The 16,594-nt window shown below is 64.0% G+C and carries 16 protein-coding genes; 12 read left to right on the forward strand and 4 right to left on the reverse strand.

All coding sequences use genetic code 11. The features are described 5' to 3' along the window. Complete coding sequence (locus RUGAMON1_RS18355; RefSeq protein WP_445232079.1) at positions 1 to 759, forward strand: LytR/AlgR family response regulator transcription factor; 759 nt, start codon at positions 1 to 3, stop codon at positions 757 to 759. A gap of 15 nt (positions 760 to 774) precedes the next feature. Here the strand turns inward: RUGAMON1_RS18355 and purT are convergent, their stop codons facing one another. Then, complete coding sequence (gene purT, locus RUGAMON1_RS18360; RefSeq protein WP_445231863.1) at positions 775 to 1,986, reverse strand: formate-dependent phosphoribosylglycinamide formyltransferase; 1,212 nt, start codon at positions 1,984 to 1,986, stop codon at positions 775 to 777. A gap of 269 nt (positions 1,987 to 2,255) precedes the next feature. On the opposite strand from purT, the gene RUGAMON1_RS18365 reads away from it, so the two are divergent. Genes RUGAMON1_RS18365 through RUGAMON1_RS18375 form a run of 3 tightly spaced genes read left to right on the forward strand, consistent with a single transcriptional unit; the run spans position 2,256 to position 4,599 of the window. Continuing rightward, positions 2,256 to 2,825: a transcriptional regulator gene (locus RUGAMON1_RS18365; RefSeq protein WP_445231864.1), complete on the forward strand. Its 570-nt coding sequence runs from the start codon at positions 2,256 to 2,258 to the stop codon at positions 2,823 to 2,825. Positions 2,826 to 2,884: 59 nt separating this feature from the next. Beyond that, on the forward strand, positions 2,885 to 3,850 hold the full coding sequence (locus tag RUGAMON1_RS18370; protein ID WP_445231865.1) for a sensor histidine kinase: 966 nt from the start codon (positions 2,885 to 2,887) through the stop codon (positions 3,848 to 3,850). After that, positions 3,847 to 4,599 carry a LytR/AlgR family response regulator transcription factor gene (locus RUGAMON1_RS18375; RefSeq protein ID WP_445231866.1) on the forward strand — a complete coding sequence of 251 codons (753 nt, stop codon included), beginning with the start codon at positions 3,847 to 3,849 and terminating at the stop codon, positions 4,597 to 4,599. Before RUGAMON1_RS18370 ends, RUGAMON1_RS18375 begins: the two co-directional genes overlap by 4 nt. A gap of 5 nt (positions 4,600 to 4,604) precedes the next feature. On the opposite strand, the gene RUGAMON1_RS18380 is transcribed toward RUGAMON1_RS18375, so the two are convergent. After that, on the reverse strand, positions 4,605 to 5,345 hold the full coding sequence (locus RUGAMON1_RS18380; RefSeq protein ID WP_445231867.1) for a DUF481 domain-containing protein: 741 nt from the start codon (positions 5,343 to 5,345) through the stop codon (positions 4,605 to 4,607). Between the two features lie 126 nt (positions 5,346 to 5,471). On the opposite strand from RUGAMON1_RS18380, the gene RUGAMON1_RS18385 reads away from it, so the two are divergent. Together RUGAMON1_RS18385 and RUGAMON1_RS18390 are read left to right on the forward strand one after the other, a co-directional pair. After that, positions 5,472 to 5,858: a hypothetical protein gene (locus RUGAMON1_RS18385; protein WP_445231868.1), complete on the forward strand. Its 387-nt coding sequence runs from the start codon at positions 5,472 to 5,474 to the stop codon at positions 5,856 to 5,858. Between the two features lie 12 nt (positions 5,859 to 5,870). Next, a complete protein-coding gene (locus tag RUGAMON1_RS18390; protein WP_445231869.1) occupies positions 5,871 to 6,509 on the forward strand; it encodes a PEP-CTERM sorting domain-containing protein in 639 nt (212 codons plus the stop codon). Here RUGAMON1_RS18390 and RUGAMON1_RS18395 read toward each other — a convergent pair. Further along, complete coding sequence (locus RUGAMON1_RS18395) at positions 6,499 to 7,407, reverse strand: LysR family transcriptional regulator (protein ID WP_116989145.1); 909 nt, start codon at positions 7,405 to 7,407, stop codon at positions 6,499 to 6,501. The two genes, RUGAMON1_RS18390 and RUGAMON1_RS18395, sit on opposite strands and share 11 nt — an antisense overlap. Before the next feature lie 130 nt (positions 7,408 to 7,537). On the opposite strand from RUGAMON1_RS18395, the gene gcl reads away from it, so the two are divergent. The 6 genes from gcl to RUGAMON1_RS18425 are packed head-to-tail and all read left to right on the forward strand — an operon-like array spanning position 7,538 to position 14,638. Further along, complete coding sequence (gene gcl, locus RUGAMON1_RS18400) at positions 7,538 to 9,313, forward strand: glyoxylate carboligase (protein WP_116989146.1); 1,776 nt, start codon at positions 7,538 to 7,540, stop codon at positions 9,311 to 9,313. A gap of 11 nt (positions 9,314 to 9,324) precedes the next feature. Further along, complete coding sequence (hyi, locus tag RUGAMON1_RS18405) at positions 9,325 to 10,104, forward strand: hydroxypyruvate isomerase (protein WP_445231870.1); 780 nt, start codon at positions 9,325 to 9,327, stop codon at positions 10,102 to 10,104. A 37-nt stretch (positions 10,105 to 10,141) separates the two neighbouring features. Further along, positions 10,142 to 11,029, forward strand: coding sequence for a 2-hydroxy-3-oxopropionate reductase (locus tag RUGAMON1_RS18410; RefSeq protein WP_026334569.1), 888 nt, complete (start codon positions 10,142 to 10,144; stop codon positions 11,027 to 11,029). Beyond that, a complete protein-coding gene (locus RUGAMON1_RS18415; protein ID WP_445231871.1) occupies positions 11,029 to 12,297 on the forward strand; it encodes a glycerate kinase type-2 family protein in 1,269 nt (422 codons plus the stop codon). Before RUGAMON1_RS18410 ends, RUGAMON1_RS18415 begins: the two co-directional genes overlap by 1 nt. A gap of 14 nt (positions 12,298 to 12,311) precedes the next feature. Continuing rightward, entirely contained in the window at positions 12,312 to 13,751 is a 1,440-nt protein-coding gene (gene pyk, locus RUGAMON1_RS18420) for a pyruvate kinase (protein WP_445231872.1), read from the forward strand. Then, positions 13,748 to 14,638 carry an urea transporter gene (locus tag RUGAMON1_RS18425; protein WP_445231873.1) on the forward strand — a complete coding sequence of 297 codons (891 nt, stop codon included), beginning with the start codon at positions 13,748 to 13,750 and terminating at the stop codon, positions 14,636 to 14,638. Before pyk ends, RUGAMON1_RS18425 begins: the two co-directional genes overlap by 4 nt. On the opposite strand, the gene RUGAMON1_RS18430 is transcribed toward RUGAMON1_RS18425, so the two are convergent. Continuing rightward, complete coding sequence (locus tag RUGAMON1_RS18430) at positions 14,554 to 16,566, reverse strand: peptidase U32 family protein (protein WP_445231874.1); 2,013 nt, start codon at positions 16,564 to 16,566, stop codon at positions 14,554 to 14,556. The genes RUGAMON1_RS18425 and RUGAMON1_RS18430 overlap by 85 nt on opposite strands. Positions 16,567 to 16,594 lie beyond the last annotated feature (28 nt).

The following is a 16,594-nucleotide window of genomic DNA, read 5'->3' on the forward strand; positions in this document are numbered from 1 at the left end:
CTGCGCGATTATCTGGAAGGCCAGCTGAAGACAGCGTGGCCGGAATTGAAGGTGGTCGCCAAGGCCGCCAATGGCCTCGAAGCGCTGCGCATGATCGACGAGCAAGCGCCGGACGTGGTGTTCCTCGACATCCGCATGCCCGGCATGACGGGGCTGGACGTGGCGGCGCGGCTGGTGTCCGGCGCCAAGCCGCCGCACATCGTTTTTGTCACGGCCTTCGACCAGTACGCGGTGGAGGCGTTCGAGCATTCGGCGGTCGATTATCTGTTGAAGCCCGCCAGCCTGGAGCGGCTGGACAAGACCGTGAGCAAACTGAAGGCGGCGCTGCGTTCAAGCGCGCCGGCAGTGGCGGGCGTCACGGCGGCGACGCTGCAAGCCCTGTTGCAGCAGCTCGGCGGCGCCGCGCCTGTCGCTGCGACACCAGCGCCAGCGCCGACCTTGCAGTGGATACGCGCCTCGCAGGGCGAGCATACGCGCCTGATCGCCATCGACGAAGTGATCTACTTCCAGAGCAACGACAAGTACACCAGCGTGTTCCTGGCCGATGGCGAGAGCCTGATACGCACGCCGATCAGCAAGCTGCGGGAGCAGCTGGACGAGCAGCAGTTCTGGCAGATACACCGCAGCGTGATCGTCGCCGCGCGCCATGTGGCCGGCACCCGCCAGGACTTTCGCGGCCGCCTGATGGTGCAGCTGAAGGGGCGCGAGGAGCAGCTGGTCGTCAGCCGGAACTACGTCGACCTGTTCCGGCAGATGTAGTCTCCGCGCAGGGGCTTACTTGCCCAGTACCGGCTTGACCTTGGCCGCCGCTTCCTTGGCCCGGAGGCGCGCGGTTTCCACGTCGTCGGCGACAGCCAGCGCCACGCCCATGCGGCGGCGCGCGAACGATTCCGGCTTGCCGAACAGGCGGATGTCGGTGCCCGGCACGCGCAGCGCTTCGGCCACGCCTTCGAAGGCGATGCCTGCCGCCTCATGCTGGCCGTAGATGACGGCCGAGGCGCCCGGCGCCTTCAGCGCCACGTTGACCGGCAGGCCGAGGATAGCCTTGGCGTGCAGTTCGAATTCGCTCTGCACCTGGGTCGCCATCGTCACCATGCCGGTGTCGTGCGGGCGCGGGCTCACTTCCGAGAACCAGACCATGTCTTCCTTGACGAACAGCTCGACGCCGAACAAGCCCAGGCCGCCCAGGTCGCCGGTGACTTTTTCGGCGATGTCGCGGGCGCGCGCCAGCGCCAGTGGATTCATGCGGCACGGCTGCCAGGATTCGACGTAGTCGCCTTGCACCTGCACGTGGCCGATCGGATCGCAGAACTGGGTCACGACCTGGCCGTCGGCGCCGATGGAGCGCACCGTCAGCAGTGTGATTTCGTAGTCGAAGTCGATGAAGCCTTCGACGATGACGCGGCCAGAATCCACGCGGCTGCCGGCGGCGGCGTAGTCCCAGGCGGCTTTCACTTCGGCGGCGCTGTCGATCTTGGACTGGCCCTTGCCCGACGACGACATGACCGGCTTGATCACGCACGGGAAGCCGATGGCGGCGGTGGCTGCCTCCAGCTCCGCCAGGCTGCTGGCGAAGCGGTATGGCGACGTCGCCAGGCCCAGGGTTTCGGCGGCCAGGCAGCGGATGCCTTCGCGGTTCATCGTCAGCTGGGCGGCGCGCGCGGTCGGGATGCAGGTGATCTTGCCGGCTTTTTCCAGCGTGGCCAGGGTGTCGGTGGCGATGGCTTCGATTTCCGGCACGATCAGGTCAGGCTTTTCCTGTTCGATCAGCGCGGCCAGCGCGGCGCCGTCGGCCATGTTGATGACGTGGGCGCGGTGGGCGACCTGGTGGCCCGGCGCATTCGGATACCTGTCGACGGCGATCACTTCCACCCCCAGGCGCTGCAAGGCGATGATGACTTCCTTGCCGAGTTCACCAGAGCCGAGCAGCATGACTTTGGTGGCGGTAGGAGACAGGGGCGTGCCGAAAATGCGGGGAGTGTTCATGAAATCGTCCGGGAATAAAGGGGAAACGGTAGATGGTGCGCAGCCGCAGCGCTGCGCGGGCCGACTATAGCAAAATGCGGCTAATTTGGACAGCGGCAGTGGCGTTATAATAAGATCAACCTTGGCATCGGTTTAAGCGGCGCGCTTATCGCAGGGCGGCCGCGTTTATCCGCCAAGGGCCGCGCCGGTCGCATGGCCACCCGCGGCGCCGGGTCGTCAGGCACAGTGTGACCATGACATCTCGTCATGGACATGACCAAGGAAAAAAGATGAAACCAATGCACGTAATCGCCGCCGCACTTGCCGCCACCTCGCTGTGGGTGGTCGCCGCCGAATCCACTTCCAAGCTGCCCGCGCCATGGTTCGTGACCAGCCAGACGCCGTCCTCCTACCAGGCCGGCATTGACAACGTTGAAACCACCAGCGGCAAGGGTTCCAAGTTCCTGCGCAATACGCAAGGCGACAGCAAGGGGGTGGGCACGCTGATGCAGTCTGTATCGGCGAAGCGTTATCAAGGACAGCGCGTGCGTTTCCAGGCGCGGGTCAAGTCGCGCGACGTTACCGGCTGGACGGGCTTGTGGATGGGTATCGATGGTCCCTCGGGCCGTAGCGTAGCTTTCTACAACAGCTTCGACAAACCTATCGTCGGCTCCACTGATTGGCAAATCCGTAGCGTCACGCTGGATGTTCCCGATGATGCGGTAAGTGTCAACTTCGGCGTGAACAATGTCGGCGCCGGGCAGGTCTGGATAGACGAATTGTCGCTGGACGTGGTAGGCAAGGATGTGCCGGTTGATTCGATGCCGCGCAATAAACTGCCGGAGTCGCCGAGCTTATGAGCGGTGCCGTCGTCTTTGACGCGCTAATGCGGGCGGGGGGCAGTACCGTTCGGCAAAAGGTGCTAAGCGCCTCCTTGGTTGCCGGCTTCGCGCTAGCGTGCCTGGCGCTGCACGCCTATACCTTGCTGGCCTTGTTCGGTGCGATGCTGCTACCGGTGGGGGTCAGCGCCGCTGGCTTGTTGGCTGCGTTGACGACCGCCCCCCGGCTGCGTGACTGGCGATTTTTGTGGCCGGCGTTGCTGCTACTGGTCGGCTTGACGAGTTGGATGGCCGGTCTTCTGTATCACCGCAGCTTGTTGATGGTGGATGTGAGCACGCATAACGATTTGCTGGTGCAGTGGTCGGTGGCGGCGTTGGCCTTGCTGTTGCTGGCGCCGCGCCTCTGGAACGCCCAGACCCAGTCGCGCGCCTTGCAGATGGCGCAGTTGACGCAGGCCGCGCTGTCCGCCGACCTGAAGGCCTTGCAGGCGCAGATCGAGCCGCACTTCCTGTACAACACGCTGGCCAACACGCGTTATCTGGCGCGCCACGATCCCGAACGCGCGGTGGTGATGCTCGATCACCTGATCGGTTATCTGCATACCGCCTTGCCGGATTTGCGCAGCCCGATGTCCAGCCTTGGCCGCGAATGCGAACTGGCGGGCCACTACCTGGCGCTGATGGGAATACGCTTCGGCGACCGGCTGCAATTCGAGATCGACTGTCCCGTCGAACTGGGCGCGGTGGAGCTGCCGCCGCTGATGCTGATGCCGTTGGTGGAGAACGCCGTGCAGCACGGCGTCGAGCCGCATCCCGGCACCGTCACCGTGCGCATGCTGGTGCGTCGCCGCGAGGGCGCATTGATAGTGGCGGTGCGCGACAACGGCGCCGGCCCCGGAAAGTCCGTGTTGGGCAGCGGTGTCGGACTGCGCAACCTGCGCCAGCGGCTGGCTGCCTTGCACGGCGGCGCCGCCGGATTCAGGTTGCAAGTGGCGGCGGACGGCTGGACCGAAGCAGAAATTACCTTGCCGTTGGGAGCCGCATGATGTCACTTCATCGCCCGCGCATACTGATCGCGGATGACGAGCCTTTGCTGCGCGCCGAATTGCGCCAGTCGCTGGCGGCGCTGTGGCCGGAGGCCGAATTGGTCGCCGAAGCGGCCGACGGCTACGAAGCGCTACGCCTGGCGCGCGCGATGGAGCCGGACGTCGCCTTTCTCGACATTCGCATGCCCGGCTTGAACGGACTGGAAGTGGCGCGCACTTTCGGCGCACGCACGCACGTGGTGTTTGTCACCGCCTACCAGGAGCATGCGCTGGCCGCGTTTGACGAAGGCGCGATCGATTATGTGCTCAAGCCCACCGATCCGGTACGCCTGGTACGGGCCATTGAGCGGGTACGCGCCCGTCTCGGCACGCCGCCGCCGGACCTGGCGCGGCTGATGCAGCAGTTGTCGCCCAAAGCGGTCGCGCCGTCATGGTTGCAGGCGACCGTCGGCAACTCGATACATTTCATCGACTTGAACGAGGTGATTTACTTCTGTGCGGAGTTCAAATACACCCGGGTGGTGACGCCGCAGCAGGCCGAAGCCCATATCCGCACGCCGCTCAAGGAGCTGGCCTCCGAACTGGAAGATGCGGGATTCTGGCAGATACACCGGGGTTATGTGGTGGCGGTCAAACGGATCGCCGCCGTCAGCCGCGATGCCGACGGCGCCTTGTGGCTAAGCCTGCGCGATCACAAGGACAAGCTGCCCGTGAGCCAGCGCTTCCAGCACCGGTTCAAGGGCATGTAGCGCTATCAGAACGAGTAGACCAGCGTCACCGACGTCTGGGTATCGGTGTTCTTTTTATCTTCGGGCACGTTGGTGTCGTTGCGGACGCTGAACGCGGCCTTCATCTGCATGGTGCTGTTGATTTTGGTGCGCAGCGCCGTCTCGGCCAGCGAGTGCATGTTCGACGTGCCGCGTTCCACGCTCAGGTTCTGGGTGAACAGGGCGCTATCGCTCAATTTCCATTTCAGGTTGGCCGCGCCGCGCACGGTCATGCCGCTTTCGGCTTCGCCGGTCGAACGCGTGCCGTTGAAATAACCAGGACCGATTTCCACGTCGATGCTGTGGTCCGGCGTTTTATAAGTCTCGGTGCCGTAGCCGACGCCCACGGTGGAGTAGCGCGTGTAGGCGCCGAATTTGTCGTTGACGTGGGTCGCCAGCGCGAACAGCTTGTCGTGATCCTGAAGCAGCTTGTATGCGGCCTTGGCGGAGAACGAATAGCGCTGGGCGGAACGTTCGCGCACTTTTTCGCCATCGGCTTGCGTAACCTGTTCGTCCTTGAAGTAGCCGGCCAGGACGTACTCGTTGCTCCAATCGGGCAGCTCCTGCTTGGCATCGAGCTTGCCGGTCACCGAAGTGCCGACCGTGTTGCCGGAAGTGGAAATGGCGCCCAGTTCGGCGGAGTTGTTCCAGCCGTGCACTGTGGCGGTATCTGCTGCTGCGAGGCCGTGGACCAGGGTAAGGGTGGGGATGAGGAAGATCGCTTTCATGGCGATATTGTACCCGAGCGCAAAAAACAACGCATTCAAGAGGGCGTGACCGGTACGTGCGAGGCCGTACAGAAAAAAAACTAAGCTTGCGAGAAGATTAATATACTTATTAAAGGGATATTGATCATGAACGCCGCACTTAGAGTGTCACAGTTGTTGTTATGTGTTGGATTAGTCGCCAGTTCCGTTTACGCCAGCGCCGGTATCAATCGCTGCGTTTCGGCGGACGGCAAGGTGTTGTTGACCGACGCCGATTGTCCGCCGGAGAGCCGGCCGGATGTCAGCGATGATGGTGCGGTGGGTGTCGCAATCAATAGCGGTGTCTCGACTGCGGCGCCCAGTGCGCCCGTGGTTTTGGCGGTAGCGCCGCCGCGCAGCCGCTGGGCCGATCTGCCGCGTCCCTTGGTGCGCAAGAGCATAGGGCTGGACGCTGGAACGCTGCAGGCAGCATATCAAACCATGCAGTTGGACGACGAGATGCGCCGTCAGCGGCATCTGGTCGCGCAGCGTTAATTGGGAGCCGGGATGAGAATTTTGACCGCCGCAGTATTGATTTCAGTGATGTTCACCTGCGCGGCCCGCGCCGACGATAATGTGGCCTACCTGGCCGATGTCACCACCTATGGCGATGGCATCGGCGACTCCGCCGGCGCAGCGTGGGGCGGTGGCATGGCGCGGCTCGACAGCGTGACGGATGGTGCATTCAATCCGATCGGCCAGCAGTGGAATTTCGATTCCGTGTATTGGTCCGGCACCCAGAGCGGCGTCACCATCACGCTGGCGCGTGCTGCGCTGGTCGACCGCCTGGTGCTGGAGGCGGACAACAATGACGATTACCGCATCGAGTTCCTCGACCGCGACCGCGTCTGGCAATCCCTGACCACTGTCGATACCGACCGTAATCCTCCGGGACAAAACCTGTTTGGCGCCACGTTGGCTACCCCGGTGGTGGCGCGGGCGTTCCGCATCTCCGCCAGCGGCGACAATCACTATTCGATCGCCGAGTTCCAGGCGATGGGAGCGTGGGTGGCCGATGACGGGCCTGTCGTATTGCCGGTCACGCCGGGTGATCCGCTGCCGGTGCCGGAACCTGCCACCTACCTGATGCTCGCTGCGGGTCTCGCTGTGCTGGCGTTCGCCGGACGCAGGACAATCAACTCGTAAGCCAGTAGTCCGGCCGGGCGTAGATCTCCTTCAGCATGTCGATGAAGAAGCGCACCTTGGCCGGCAAATGGCGCTGCTGCGGATAGACGGCCACGATGTCGTACTGCGGCAGCGCGTAATCGTCCAGCACCGTAATCAGCTCCCCCGACGCCAGTTGCGACTGGATCTCCCACGACGAGCGCCACGCCAGCCCCAAACCCTCGGTCGCCCAGCGGTGCAGCAGTTCGCCGTCGTTGCAGTTCAAATTCCCATCCGCCCGTACCGTCACCTGCTTGCCACCATCCTGGAAGTACCAGCCGCGCTGCTGGCCGCCTTGCAGGTTGAAGGCCAGGCAGTTGTGCTGCGAAAGATCGTCCAGCGTGCGCGGAATGCCGTGCCTTTCGAAGTATTCCGGCGTGCCGCACACCACGCGCCGGTTGCTGGCCAGCTTGACGGCGACGAAACTCGGATCGATCACGCCACCAATACGGATGCCGACGTCATAGCCATCCCGCACCAGGTCGACCACGCGGTCGGTCAGGTTGAACGATATCTGCACGTCCGGATGCGCACGCACAAAGCCTGCCGCATGGGGCGCCACGTGCTTGCGGCCGAAGGCGGCCGGCGCAGAGACGATCAAGTGCCCGGTGGCGCGGTGCCGCCCCTCGGACACCATGCGGTCGGCATGGCCCAGATCCGCGAGCAATTTGCGGCAATGGTCCAGGTATAGCGTGCCTTGCTCGGTCAGCGTCAGGTGGCGGGTGGTGCGGTGCATCAGCTTCACGCCCAGGCGCTTTTCCAGCGCGTCGATACGCCTGCCCAGCATGACGGGCGTGATGTGCTGGCCCATCGCCGCGCGTACCAGGCTGCCCTTTTCGGCCACGTCGACGAAGGCCTCGATTTGCGTCAATTTATCCATATCCAGATTATTCCACACTTATTCCATATTTTGAGTATCGAATAAAGCGAGAGTTTGTCTTCTTATCACGGCCGATCTTTCCCGCTACGATGATCCCATCAATTCAGTACTTAACCATCAGGGGACAATCATGGCACGGATGACAGCAGCGCAGGCAGCAGCAATCGTTTTGGAAAAAGAGGGCGTGAATCAGGTGTTCGGAGTACCGGGCGCCGCGATCAACCCATTCTACGCGGCGTTGAAGAAGCAGGGCAGCGCCAAGCACATACTGGCGCGCCACGTCGAAGGCGCCTCGCACATGGCCGAGGGCTACACCCGCGCCAAGGCCGGCAACATCGGCGTCTGCATCGGCACCTCCGGTCCGGCAGGCACCGACATGATCACCGGCCTGTATTCGGCCCAGGCAGATTCCATACCTATCCTCTGCATCACCGGCCAGGCGCCGCGTGCCCGCCTGTACAAAGAGGACTTCCAGGCAGTCGATATCGAATCGATCGCCAAGCCGGTGACCAAGTGGGCCGTGACCGTGCGCGAGCCGGCGCTGGTGCCGATGGTGTTCCAGCAGGCTTTCCACATCATGCGTTCCGGCCGTCCAGGCCCGGTGCTGGTCGACCTGCCGTTCGACGTGCAGATGGCCGAAATCGAGTTCGATCCGGACACCTACCAGCCGCTCGAAGCCTACAAGCCCAAGGCCACCCGCGCCCAGATCGAAAAAGCGCTGACGATGCTGAACGACGCCGAGAACCCGATCCTGACCCCAGGCGGCGGCGTAATCAACGCCGACGCCTCCGAACTGCTGGTGCAATTCGCCGAGCTGACCGGCATTCCAGTGATCCCGACCCTGATGGCGTGGGGCTGCATCCCCGACGACCACCCGCTGATGGTCGGCATGGCCGGTCTGCAGACCAGCCACCGCTACGGCAACGCCACGGTGCTGGCATCGGACTTCGTGTTCGGCATCGGTAACCGCTGGGCCAACCGCCACACCGGCACCATCGAGGTGTACACCAAGGACCGCAAGTTCGTCCACATCGACATCGAGCCAACCCAGATCGGCCGTGTTTTCGGCCCGGACTTCGGCATCGTCTCCGACGCCGGCGCCGCGCTGAAGCTGATGATCGAAGTCGCCACTGAGTGGAAAGCCGCAGGCAAGCTGAAAAACCGTTCGGCATGGGTGTCGCAGTGCCAGGAACGCAAGCGCACCATGCAGCGCAAGACCCACTTCGAACAAGTGCCGGTCAAGCCGCAGCGCGTGTACGAAGAAATGAACAAGGCTTTCGACCGCAACACCTGCTACGTCAGCACCATCGGCCTGTCGCAGATCGCCGCCGCGCAGTTCCTGCACGTGTACAACGCACGCCACTGGATCAACTGCGGCCAGGCCGGCCCGCTGGGCTGGACCATCTCGGCAGCGCTGGGTGTGGTCGCCGCCGACCCGCAGCGCAAAGTGGTGGCGATTTCGGGCGACTACGACTTCCAGTTCATGATCGAAGAACTGGCCGTGGGCGCGCAATTCAAGCTGCCTTACCTGCACGTTGTGGTCAACAACTCCTACCTGGGCCTGATCCGTCAATCCCAGCGCGGCTTCGACATGGACTACTGCGTCCAGCTGGCGTTCGAGAACATCAACGCTCCTGAGCTGAACGGCTACGGCGTCGATCACGTTGCAGTGGTTGAAGGCCTGGGTTGCAAAGCGATCCGCGTCATGAACGCAGACGATCTGCCGGCCGCTTTCGAGCAAGCCCACAAGTGGATGGAAGAGTTCAAGGTGCCGGTGGTCGTGGAAATCATCCTGGAGCGCGTGACCAATATCGCCATGGGCACTGATCTCGACAAGGTCAACGAATTCGAAGAGCTGGCGCTGCGCGGCACCGACGCACCGACCGCGATCTCCCTGCTGGACTGAGAGGAAACGTCATGACCAAACTTGCAGCCAACCTGACCATGCTGTTCACCGAAGTGCCGTTCATCGACCGCTTCGAGGCGGCAGCCCGCGCCGGCTTCCAGGCGGTGGAGTTCTTGTTCCCGTATGCCTACAGCGCCCGCGACCTGTCCGAGCGCCTGAAGGCCAACCAGCTGGAACTGGTGCTTCACAACCTTCCGGCAGGTCACTGGGAAGCCGGCGAGCGTGGCATCGCCTGCCACCCGGACCGCGTTGCGGAATTCCGCGACGGCGTGTGGACCGCCATTGCCTACGCCAAGGAACTGGGCGTCAAGCAGCTGAACTGCCTGGTCGGCATCCTGCCGCAGGGCGTGACGCGCCAGGACGCACAGGTCACGCTGGTGGACAACCTGCGCTTCGCCGCTGCGGCACTGAAGGACGAGGGTATCCGTTTGCTGATTGAACCGATCAACAGCTACGACATACCCGGCTTCTTCCTGACCAACACCGCGCAGGCGGCGTCGTTGATCGCCGCCACCGGTTCGGACAATCTGTTCATCCAGTACGACATCTATCACATGCAGCGCATGGAAGGTGAACTGACGAACACCATCAAGAAGCACCTGTCGCTGATTGGCCACGTGCAGCTGGCGGATAACCCCGGCCGCAACGAACCAGGCACCGGCGAAATCAACTACCGCTACCTGTTCGAGCAGTTGGACGCCTCGGGCTACGACGGCTGGATCGGTTGCGAATACAAGCCGCGCACCACCACCGAAGCTGGCCTGGGCTGGCGCGCCGCTCACGGCGTTTAATTCGGCGTTTAAACCAAAACTTTACAAGGAAAATATCATGTCTCGAGTTGGATTTATTGGTCTGGGTATCATGGGCGCACCGATGGCGCAGCACCTGCTGAACGGTGGTCACAAACTGTACCTGCACGACATCAAGAACCCGCCGTTCCCGCTGATCGAAGCCGGCGCCACCGTCTGCACCTCGGCCGCCGAAGTGGCTGCGCGCGCCGACATCATCATCGTCATGGTGCCGGATACGCCGCACGTCGAAGCGGCGCTGTTCGGTGAAGAAGGCGTGGCCAAGGGCCTGCGTCCGAACACCATCGTGGTCGATATGAGCTCGATCTCGCCGATCGAAACCAAAAAGTTCGCCAAGAAGATCAATGCGCTCGGTTGCGAATACCTGGATGCGCCGGTATCCGGCGGCGAAGTCGGCGCCAAGGCCGGTTCGCTGACGATCATGGTTGGCGGCTCGGAAGCGGCGTTCGAAATCGTCAAGCCGCTGTTTGAACTGATGGGCAAGAACATCACCCTGGTCGGCGGTAACGGCGACGGCCAGACCACCAAGGTCGCCAACCAGATCATCGTGGCGCTGAACATCCAGGCCGTGGCCGAAGCGCTGCTGTTCGCATCCAAGGCCGGCGCCGATCCCGCCAAGGTACGCTCGGCGCTGATGGGCGGCTTCGCCAACTCGCGCATCCTGGAAGTGCACGGCGAGCGCATGGTCAAGCGCACCTTCAATCCTGGCTTCCGCATCGAACTGCACCAGAAGGACTTGAACCTGGCCCTGCAAGGCGCCAAGGCGATGGGCGTGTCGCTGCCGAATACCGCGATGGCGCAGGAACTGATGAATGCCTGCGCGGCCAATGGTTTGGGCGGCATGGACCACTCGGCACTGTGCCGCGCGATCGAAATCATGTCCAACCACCAGATCGCCGAGGCGTAATGAGTACCCTGAATCCACGCCAATTCCTGCTCGATCTGTATGGCAGCGCGGTGGACGCTGTCAGCGCCGAGAAGTGCCTGCCGGCTTACCTGCCGGAGCCGCCGAAGAACGGCCGCACGCTGGTGATCGGCGCAGGCAAGGGCGCCGCCGCGATGGCGCGCGCTGTCGAGCGTCACTGGAAAGGTGACATCTCCGGGCTGGTCGTCACGCGCTACGAGCATGGCGTGGACTGCGAGCGCATCGAAGTGATCGAAGCGGCCCATCCGGTGCCGGACGAAGCGGGACTCACCGCCGCCGGCCGCATGATGGACATGGTAAAGGGCCTGAGCGAAAACGATCTGGTGATATGCCTGATCTCCGGCGGCGGTTCCTCGCTGCTGGCATTGCCGGCGCCCGGCATCACGCTGGAGCAGAAGCAGGCGCTGAACAAGGCCTTGCTGAGGAGCGGCGCCGCGATCTCCGAGATGAACTGCGTGCGCAAGCACCTGTCGGCCATCAAGGGCGGCCGCCTGGCGCTGGCTTGCGCGCCGGCCCGCGTGGTGACGCTGCTGATTTCGGACGTCCCCGGCGACGATCCCGGCATCATCGCCAGCGGCCCGACGCTGCCCGATCCAACCACCTGCGCCGATGCGCTGGCGGTGTTGCGCAAGTACGATATCGCCATCCCGGACAGCATCCGCGAGCACCTGGAATCCGGCGCCGGCGAAACGCCGAAGCCGGGTGATCCACGCTTCGCCCGCAACAGTCATCACGTCATCGCTATTGCGCAGGACGCGCTGGAGGCGGCGGCGGCGCACGCTGCCGCAGTCGGCATCACGCCTTACATCCTGTCCGACGGCATCGAAGGTGAATCGCGCGATGTCGCCATCGTCCACGCGGCGATGGCCCGGCAGGTGGCGGCGCGCGGCCAGCCGTTCCAGCGGCCTTGCGTCATCATCTCCGGCGGCGAGACCACGGTGACGGTACGCGGTTCCGGGCGCGGCGGACGCAATGCCGAGTTCCTGCTTAGCCTTGCGGTGGCGCTGGACGGCCACCCCGGCATCCACGCGGTGGCTTGCGATACCGACGGCATCGACGGTTCCGAGGACAACGCCGGTGCGCTGTACGGGCCGGATTCGCTGGAACGCGGCCTGACGCAGAAGCTGCGGGCCAAGACTCTGCTGGAAAACAACGACGGCTACGGCTACTTCAGCGCGTTGAACGACCTGGTGGTCAGCGGCCCGACCCGCACCAACGTCAACGACTTCCGAGCCGTTTTAATTCTGTAAAAAAGGAATACCCAATGCGACGTCAACGTCAGGCCAAAATCGTGGCCACGCTCGGCCCGGCCAGCAGCAGCAAGGAAGCCATCCTGGCATTGTTTGAAGCGGGCGCCGATGTGTTCCGCTTTAACTTCAGCCACGGCACCCATCAGGACCATCAGGCGCGCTGCAACATCGTGCGTGAAATCGAACGCAGCGTCGGCCGGCCGATCGCCATCCTGGCCGATCTGCAGGGCCCCAAGCTGCGCGTGGGCCAGTTCGCCGAGGGCAAAGTGACGCTGGTTGCGGGGCAGGAGTTCGCGCTGGACCGCGATCCTGCACCTGGCACTGCGCAGCGCGTATGCCTGCCGCACCCGGAGCTGTTCGAAGTGATCGGCGCCGGCCAATCGTTGCTGCTGGACGACGGCAAGCTGCGGCTGGCGGTGCTGGGCAATGAAGGCCGCGTGATCCGCACCCGCGTCGTCAACGGCGGCGTGCTGTCGGACCGCAAGGGCGTCAACGTGCCGGATGTGGTGCTGCCTATCCCGGCGCTGACCGAGAAAGACCTGCGGGACCTGGACTTTGCGCTGGAAATGGGAGCGGACTGGATTGCGCTGTCGTTCGTGCAGCGCCCGGAAGATCTGGTGCAGGCTCGCGCCATCGTCGGCAACCGCGCATCGCTGCTGGCGAAGCTGGAGAAGCCGGCGGCCCTGGATGCGCTCGACGCCATCGTCGCCGTATCCGACGCAATCATGGTGGCGCGCGGCGATCTGGGCGTGGAAGTTCCGCCGGAGCGTGTGCCGGGCGTGCAGAAGCGCATCCTGCGCGCCTGCCGCCTGCAGGGCAAGCCGATTGTGATCGCCACGCAGATGCTGGAGTCGATGATTTCGGCGCCGGTGCCAACGCGGGCGGAAGCTTCGGACGTCGCCAGCGCGATCTATGACGGCGCCGATGCGGTGATGCTGTCGGCGGAATCGGCCAGCGGCGCTTATCCGACGGAGGCGGTGGCCATCATGAACCGCATCATTTGCGAAGTGGAGAAAGATCCGCTGTACCGCCAGATGATCGACGCCCAGAACCAGGCGCCGATGCCGAACAGCGGCGACGCGATCTGCTCGGCGTTGCGCGATGTGACGCAGATTGTGGGCGCGGTAGCGACGGTGACCTACACCAGCTCCGGCCACACCAGCCTGCGCGCGGCGCGCGAGCGGCCGACGGCGCCTATCCTGAGCATCACGCCGAACCTGTCGACGGCGCGCCGGCTGGCGCTGGCGTGGGGCGTGCATTCGACGGTGAGTCCTGATGTGCGCAATGTGGATCGCATGGTGGCCGCGGCTTGCCAGGCGGCGCTGCGGGAAGGCTTCGGCAAACCGGGCGATCAGATCGCGATCACGGCCGGCGTGCCGTTTGGCCAGCCGGGCAGCACCAACTTGCTCCGTATCGCGCAGATCTGGCCGGACGACGAGCCGGCAGCAGCGTGATTCTATCGTCGTCGCCACGCGTTGCAGTGCCCATGGTGCTGCAACGCCAGCTGACGGCGATAGCGCAGATCTACCTTCAGGACTCGCCGATCTTCGGCACGGTCGTCCTGCTTTGCCTGTATCTGACCCAGCCGGTGTTGGCGCTGGGCTGTTTGGTGGGCGCCTGCATCGCATCGGCGACGTCCTGGGCGCTGGCGTTCCCCGATGAAGACTGCCGCCAGGGCCTGTACAGCTTCAACGCCGCGCTGAGCGGGGTTGGCCTGTGCGCCGGCTACCAGTTCAGTGCCGCGCTGGTGGCCTGGATTGCGGTCATTGCCGTGTTGACCGCTTTGCTCAGCCGCGTTGCGCAACGTGCCGGCATCCCTGTGCTGACTTCCTTGTTCGTGGCCGCGATGTGGCTGACCGCTGCCTGCGCGCCGCTGCTGGGCATCCGATCGACAGTGCAAGTCGCGGACGCAGCCTGCAACCTGGCTCCGTCAAGCTTCCTGTTTTGTACGCTGGGTCAGGTCAGCTTCATCGGTCCGGCCGCACTCGGCGTGCTGGTATGGGCCGCGCTGGCCCGCCGCCGCTGGCGGTTGGCCATGTGGACGCTTTATGGCGCCGTCCTGGCCTGGTGTGTCGCGAGCGGCGCTGCATGGGTGCTGAATTCGCCTATCGTCAGCAGCCAGGCCACCGGCATGGGCATCAACAGCGCGTTGACCGCGCTGGCACTGGCTACCTTCGAACGCTCCCGGTCCCAGCGCCTGCTGGGACCAGCGCTGAGCATCCTGTTCTGCCTCGCGTTGGGCGCGGCCGGCCTGTCCTACTTTACCGCCCCGTTCGTGCTGGCGACCTGGCTGCTGCTGCCGACGCGCGGGCGTTGGCGGTGGAAGGTCAGCGGCGAGTAGGCGACGTTCGACGGTGGAGGAGAGTTCAGGATGCCTGGCTTCATTGCGCCCACCACGTGCATCTCGCAGGGTTTGCAATCGAAGCGCAGGGTGTAGGTCTCGTCGCCACTCACCAATGTCATAGGCTCCGCGCGTACCTGGCCCTGAACGCCTTGCACGCCCTTGGCCTGCTTCGGGCAGAGGTTGAACGAGAAGCGCAGGCAGTGCTTGGTGATCATCAGCGGCACTTCGCCCGCTTCCTCGTGCGATTCATAGGCGGCGGCGATCAGCTGCACGCCGTGGTTGTGATAAAAGGCGCGCGCCTTCTCGTTGTAGACATTGGCCAGATAGCTCAGTTGCGTGTCCGGATACACGGCGCGGGGCTGCGCAGGCTTCTTGCGCGCAGGGCGTTCCCAGGCCGCCAGACGCGCCGCCTCATGCGCTGCGATGGCGTCGCGACGCAGGCCGTTAATGACGCCGGCCGGCACGAACCATGGCTGCGAAAGCTTCAACTCGATGCCGTCCGCTTCGAACATCGTGCTACCTAATTTTCCCAAGTGGGCGCGCAGGGAGGCGTCGGCCTGCGCCGCCTGCTGTGCCGGCTCCAGCACCAAGGTGGCGTCGGTGCTGCTGCGGATACCATCCTCGTCCCGCAGCGACAGGCGCAGGCCGCGGGCGTGCTCGCTCAGTTCCATCTGCAGCGACACCTTGCGCTCGGAAGATTTCTTCTGCAAGGTCGCTTCCCACTGGTGATCGCGGTTGCGGAGCACCGTGGTGCCGGGTTTGAGGCCGGTCAGCGTGCGCATGTCCTCGTTCGGGAATACGCGCCACAGCTGGCCGTCGTCGACGTCGTCCAGCTTCTGGGCGCGGTTGGCCTGGATGCCGACCGTTTCGCGCTTGAGCATGTAGTTCAGGCCATCGCCATTGGCCATCGGCGCATTGGTGACGATGTCGAAATAGTCCAGGCCAAGGCGGTCGACCACGCCCAGCTCAATACCCACATACTTGGGCGAATCGAAGGCGCCGATTTCCTCCGTGCGGCCATTGGCGAAGTAGTCGGTGTGGCCACGGTGGAAGGTCTTGTCCACGTCCGGTGTGAACAGGATGCGGGTGTGGCCGCTCGCCGCGCGGGTGAATTCGGTGCGGCGCTCCATGATCTCGTCCAGCAGCAGCCGGTAGTGGGCGGTGATGTTCTTCACGTAGCCCATATCCTTGTAGCGCCCCTCGATCTTGAAGGAGCGGATACCCGCGTCCACCAGCGCTTCCAGGTTGCGGCTCTGGTCATTGTCCTTCATCGACAGCAGGTGCTTTTCGTAGGCCACCACGCGGCCCTGGCCGTCGCTGAGCGTGTACGGCAGACGACAGGCTTGCGAGCAGTCGCCGCGGTTGGCGCTGCGGCCGGTGTCCGCGTGCGAGATGTAGCATTGACCCGAGTAGGCCACGCACAGGGCGCCGTGGATGAAGTATTCCAGCGGCGTATCGACTTCCGCGCGGATCTTGCGGATTTGTTCGATGGTCAGTTCGCGCGCCAGCACCAGCTGGGAGAAACCGACCGCGCCCAGGAAGCGCGCCTTTTCCACGGTGCGGATGTCGCACTGGGTGCTGGCATGCAGCTGGATAGGCGGCAGGTCCATTTCGAGCAGGCCCATGTCCTGCACGATCAGCGCATCGACGCCGGCGTTGTACAGCTGCCAGATTTGCTTGCGCGCCGCATCGAGCTCGGAGTCATGCAGGATGGTGTTCAGTGTGACGAAGATGCGCGAGCGGTAGCGGTGCGCGAAATCCACCAGGGCGGAGATCTCCTCGATGGTGTTGCTGGCGTTGTGGCGGGCGCCAAATGCCGGGCCGCCGATGTACACGGCGTCGGCCCCGTGCAAGATGGCTTCGCGGCCTATCTCGGCGGTTTTGGCTGGCGCCAGCAGTTCGAGTTGGTGATCTAGCAGTGACATGATGGATTCCTGACTATCGAAGCCGGAA

Source organism: Duganella rhizosphaerae, from assembly GCF_040364205.1.
In the GTDB taxonomy this organism is placed as follows: domain Bacteria; phylum Pseudomonadota; class Gammaproteobacteria; order Burkholderiales; family Burkholderiaceae_D; genus Rugamonas; species Rugamonas rhizosphaerae.

Coding starts and splice junctions, on each gene's coding strand:
- RUGAMON1_RS18415 (WP_445231871.1), top strand. CDS start 11,029: ATGAGTACCCTGAATCCACGCCAATTCCTGCTCGATCTGTATGGCAGC.
- purT (WP_445231863.1), bottom strand. CDS start 1,986: ATGAACACTCCCCGCATTTTCGGCACGCCCCTGTCTCCTACCGCCACC.
- RUGAMON1_RS18365 (WP_445231864.1), top strand. CDS start 2,256: ATGAAACCAATGCACGTAATCGCCGCCGCACTTGCCGCCACCTCGCTG.
- RUGAMON1_RS18375 (WP_445231866.1), top strand. CDS start 3,847: ATGATGTCACTTCATCGCCCGCGCATACTGATCGCGGATGACGAGCCT.
- pyk (WP_445231872.1), top strand. CDS start 12,312: ATGCGACGTCAACGTCAGGCCAAAATCGTGGCCACGCTCGGCCCGGCC.
- RUGAMON1_RS18395 (WP_116989145.1), bottom strand. CDS start 7,407: ATGGATAAATTGACGCAAATCGAGGCCTTCGTCGACGTGGCCGAAAAG.
- RUGAMON1_RS18385 (WP_445231868.1), top strand. CDS start 5,472: ATGAACGCCGCACTTAGAGTGTCACAGTTGTTGTTATGTGTTGGATTA.
- RUGAMON1_RS18410 (WP_026334569.1), top strand. CDS start 10,142: ATGTCTCGAGTTGGATTTATTGGTCTGGGTATCATGGGCGCACCGATG.
- gcl (WP_116989146.1), top strand. CDS start 7,538: ATGGCACGGATGACAGCAGCGCAGGCAGCAGCAATCGTTTTGGAAAAA.
- RUGAMON1_RS18430 (WP_445231874.1), bottom strand. CDS start 16,566: ATGTCACTGCTAGATCACCAACTCGAACTGCTGGCGCCAGCCAAAACC.
- RUGAMON1_RS18380 (WP_445231867.1), bottom strand. CDS start 5,345: ATGAAAGCGATCTTCCTCATCCCCACCCTTACCCTGGTCCACGGCCTC.
- RUGAMON1_RS18390 (WP_445231869.1), top strand. CDS start 5,871: ATGAGAATTTTGACCGCCGCAGTATTGATTTCAGTGATGTTCACCTGC.
- hyi (WP_445231870.1), top strand. CDS start 9,325: ATGACCAAACTTGCAGCCAACCTGACCATGCTGTTCACCGAAGTGCCG.